Origin of the sequence: Microcystis sp. LE19-41.2A (genome assembly GCF_027530405.1) — a bacterium.
Lineage (GTDB): Bacteria > Cyanobacteriota > Cyanobacteriia > Cyanobacteriales > Microcystaceae > Microcystis > Microcystis aeruginosa.
Genome location: NZ_JAPZQJ010000271.1, coordinates 1 through 3952, shown reverse-complemented (window position 1 = coordinate 3952; position 3952 = coordinate 1). Strand labels below are relative to the sequence as shown.

At 45.1% G+C, this 3952-nt stretch carries 5 protein-coding genes and 1 pseudogene; all 6 read left to right on the top strand.

Annotated features, from left to right (window positions below; all coding sequences use genetic code 11):
- Positions 1 to 423 precede the first annotated feature (423 nt).
- A pseudogene (locus tag O9290_RS28500) lies at positions 424 to 558 on the top strand (DUF6883 domain-containing protein); the annotation flags it as partial.
- 3 nt (positions 559 to 561) lie between these two features.
- Positions 562 to 849: a hypothetical protein gene (locus O9290_RS11710; RefSeq protein ID WP_002758672.1), complete on the top strand. Its 288-nt coding sequence runs from the start codon at positions 562 to 564 to the stop codon at positions 847 to 849.
- 498 nt (positions 850 to 1347) lie between these two features.
- On the top strand, positions 1348 to 2751 hold the full coding sequence (locus O9290_RS11705) for an ATPase (RefSeq protein WP_288056025.1): 1404 nt from the start codon (positions 1348 to 1350) through the stop codon (positions 2749 to 2751).
- Positions 2752 to 2979: 228 nt separating this feature from the next.
- Positions 2980 to 3243, top strand: coding sequence for an AbrB/MazE/SpoVT family DNA-binding domain-containing protein (locus tag O9290_RS11700; protein ID WP_002764252.1), 264 nt, complete (start codon positions 2980 to 2982; stop codon positions 3241 to 3243).
- Position 3244: 1 nt separating this feature from the next.
- The gene (locus O9290_RS11695) at positions 3245 to 3505 is read left to right on the top strand and encodes a PIN domain-containing protein (protein ID WP_004159736.1); all 261 of its coding nucleotides are present in this window, start codon (positions 3245 to 3247) and stop codon (positions 3503 to 3505) included.
- Positions 3480 to 3952 (top strand): RpnC/YadD family protein (locus tag O9290_RS11690; protein ID WP_288087079.1); only part of this gene is annotated, 473 nt, incomplete at its 3' end. The genes O9290_RS11695 and O9290_RS11690, both read left to right, overlap by 26 nt.

The window sequence follows — 3952 nt, the reverse complement described above, 5'->3', positions numbered from 1 at the left end:
AATTATTGAGATAAACTCTCATTAAGCTGGCGATCGCTAACTAGAGTGTGACACTTCATAATTCTTAGTAATCGCTAAAAGTCTTACTATACAAGGGCTAGAGCAACTTTTGATTTCAACGACTAGGGTGCGGAATGTGGGATTTAATTCCACCCACCTACTTAGGACTGTTTGACAAACCAGGGCATAATTTTTTTCAGGACAATGACCGGTGAGCAACCCGACAATTATATAGATTAATGCTAAAAAAGACTTGACAAAATCCCTCGATTTGACCTATACTTTTTATTATAATGGGAATCCGTGCCGAAATATATATAAGCCTTTTTAGTCTAGACTATTTAAAAAAAAATTATGCAATTACAACCCCAAAAAAACCTTGAAACAATATCAATTAATACACTTGATCGGTGAATCGAATAGGGAACCTTCGATCGAGTCGAGGGGGAATTAATCAGCAGTAATCAAGTTCGCCTATTCGTTGTCACGATTTGGCTAAAACGAAATCTAGATCATCAATTTCAATTTATCACCCTCAAACCTCGAAAGGAAAAATAAACCATGGCGCAACTATACGAAGAAGTGACCCTAGCCCGCGACGTTCCCGAATACAATCTTAAGCAGGGTGATTCGGCGATTCTTGTCGATATAGTTGCCCATCCGAAGGGGGGTGAGGAAGGATATGTTTTAGAACTATTCAACGAAGTAGAAGAACCGGTTAACGTCGTCATTGTCCCGAAATCGGCGATTCAAGAAGAGGAAAAAGAAGGTTCTTCGTTACTTGGTATGATTCGATCGGGTGGCATAAATCGACTAAATCCTTATAGGGCAAGAGACTCAATTGATTAGCTCGTTCTAGAGCGAAAACAATTGACAAAAATCGCAGTAATGTCTGTCTCTATCGGGGTTTCATTCCTTATAACCCCCTCCATTGGATAACACAAATAGATTAATGGCAAAAAAGAGTTGACAAAATCCCTCGATTTGACCTATACTTTTTAGTATAATTGGAATCCGTGTCGAAATATATATAAGCCTTTTTAGTTCCGATAATTAAGTGGTTCTGATTAAATAGAAGATAGATTTTGTCTTTGATACCCCCTGCCCCCTAGTATTGATTCAAGGTAGGGTTGATTCAAGGTAGGGTTGATTCATGAATCAACCCTACCTTGAGGGCGACTTTTTCCCCGTATTACCCTTCTGCCGCTGCCGGGGTTAACCTCGACTCTACAACAATGGTTATGGAAGTCGAAAACTGGTATCATCTACGTCGCTGCTGTCAGCCTGCTTTTGAATGTCTTGTTCGTCCCGCTGCCAGTCGGTAGCCCCTCTCGAAATCACCTCACCATGACGACAACAACTCTGACTCCCGCACCAGTTCAAGCGGCAGAAAATTCCCCAGCACCCCCTGAGTGGGTAGATTGGCAAGTCGCCCATCAAATTCCGGGACGGCTGCGAATTCGCATTCCCCGCCTCAATTGGGATGACGAATTTGCCAGACGCTTGCAGCGATCGCTGCTTAGAACCACTGCCATCAGCGAGAGCCGCATCAGAGAGCCAGATCCAAGCGAGAAAGTCGGGGCTAGGAATCAGGGGACTTGGCCAACTTTAGGGATGCCGGCCTTAACCTTGGCTGTGGCGATCGCTGCTGCTCCCCTAGAACTGCCCTTCTCGATTGTGGGGGGAATTGTCCTTGCGGCTTCAATTCCTCTCTGGCAGAGGGTTGGCGAAGCCCTCACCCAGCAGGGACAAGTGACAATAGACTGCCTCGATGCTCTCTGGTTGAGCTACCAACTGCTTCAAGGCAACAACATCGCTGGCGCACTCGCCCTCAATCTGGCAGCAGTGGGAGAGAGCCTGCGCCAGAGCAAGCTCCAACAGCTAGAAGACGAGCTATACCTGCTGTTCGAGCAAGAAGATGCAGAAATCCACTGGCTCTCTGACCGGCAGCGGTTCGCTCCCGTTCCCGAGGCAGCTCGAGAAGGGTGGCTAGATTCCGTCGAAAAAACCGAACTACTCCAGAACCTCAAACCCGTCGCCCAAGGAGCGATCCTACCCACTTTGTTCCTGAGTGGCACTTGGGCAATCCTGACGGGAGACTTGGGGCGTGCGAGTGCGCTGTTACCCCTCGACATCGGGGTTTCCCTGCGGGGCGTTACTCCCTTGGCAGTGGTTTCGACCCTGACGGCGGCAGCGCGACAAGGCGTTTACATCCGTAATGCCAGGGTACTGGAAAAGCTGGCTCAGGTGGATACTCTGGCCTTTACTCGCGAAAGTTTCCAGGACTTGATTACCCCGGAGCTGCTGGTGAGTTGGGGCATCCCTTATCAGTGCATCCACTTCGCCACCGATGCGGCTGCTGTTGAGTGCCTCCAAGAACAGTTGCGCCGGCAAGGTAAGCGGGTGGCTTGGATAACCGACAGTGGTAGTGATTGCTTGGCTGCCTGGGAGGATCAGGTGGTCATTTCTCTAGGAAGAGGGGATTTTGAAGCGGCCGCAGATGTCATCTTGCACAGCCACGATCTCCAGCCCCTTGGCTACACCTTTGCCCTGGCGCAACATACCCTTGCCACTGCCTATGAGAGTTTGGCGATCGCTACTCTGCCCAACCTGTTAGTGGTGGCAGTCGGGGCATTTTGGGGACTCAACCCGGTGGCTGCCGCTGCGATCAACGGCAGTTCAGCCATCCTCGCAGAACTGAACAGCCTGCGATCCCCGAAACCTAACCCCTTAGAAAACGGGTTTCTTTGAGAAACCCGTTTTCTGGATTTTCTGAGGAGCAGACCGCACTATCAAAAAATGCTATTATTCTAAATAAATCACGTCAATAAATAAGTAGCTGGTTATAATTAAATTAAAAATCGATTTAAGGTTCGATCCCCCCTGCCCCCCTTGATAAGGGGGGTGCCGATCCCCCCTTAGTCCCCCCTTATTAAGAGGGGTATCTGATAATTTTTAACGCCTACCTACTTATCAATCATGAAGTCTTTTGCTATTCGCTTAGAAAAAAATGGAACAATTAATGTTCCTCAAGCTATCCAAGATAAACTCAATATTTGCGAAGGAGATTTATTAAATTTAATAGAAATTGAGGGTATTATTTTGTTGACTTTACAACAACCCAAAGTCCCTCAACTGTCTGACCAAATTACAACAATTCGAGAAGAAGCCAATGTTACACTAAATGATTTATTACAAGGATTAGACGAAGAAAGGCAAAAAATATACCAAGAAAAACATTAAGATGAAGAGGATTTTTGCTGATTCCAGTATCTTAATTGCCGGTGCAGCTTCTAAAACAGGTGCAAGTCGAGCAGTGCTGACAATGGCTGAAATTGGCTTATTTAAAATACTTATTTCAGAACAAGTATTAGAAGAATGCCAGCGAAATCTTTATAAAAAAATTCCCTTAGCGCTTCCTATTTTCAAGCAACTTATCAGCCAGATAAATCCTGAAATTTTACCGAATCCATATAAACATGACATCAGAAACCGCCAATTATGATGAACCCTGGAAAGAAGCATTAAGCGAGTATTTTGAAGCGTTTTCATGCTTCTTTTTTCCTGAAGTTCACCAATTAATTGATTGGACAAAAATTCCCGAATCCCTAGAAAAAGAACTCAAACGGATTACCGCTTCAGCTAAGACAAAAAAACGTTTCGCTGACAAACTCTATAAAGTCTGGTTACTCAGGGGTGAAGAAGTCTGGATTTTGATTCATATTGAAATTCAAAGCCAATACGAAGAAAATTTCCCTCAGAGGATGTATATTTATAACTATCGGGCCTTTGATTTGTATCAGAAACCAGTTATCAGTCTGGCAATTTTAGGAGATGAACGAATAAATTGGCGACCAGATTCCTATAATTATACTATCGCTGGTTGTGAAGTCAGCCTCAAATTCCCAACGGTTAAATTACTGGACTATGAGGAAAGATGGTCAGAACTAGA

Excerpts from the sequence above, each read along its gene's own strand:
- O9290_RS11710 (WP_002758672.1), top strand. The coding sequence starts at position 562 with ATGGCGCAACTATACGAAGAAGTGACCCTAGCCCGCGACGTTCCCGAA.
- O9290_RS11705 (WP_288056025.1), top strand. The coding sequence starts at position 1,348 with ATGACGACAACAACTCTGACTCCCGCACCAGTTCAAGCGGCAGAAAAT.
- O9290_RS11700 (WP_002764252.1), top strand. The coding sequence starts at position 2,980 with ATGAAGTCTTTTGCTATTCGCTTAGAAAAAAATGGAACAATTAATGTT.
- O9290_RS11695 (WP_004159736.1), top strand. The coding sequence starts at position 3,245 with ATGAAGAGGATTTTTGCTGATTCCAGTATCTTAATTGCCGGTGCAGCT.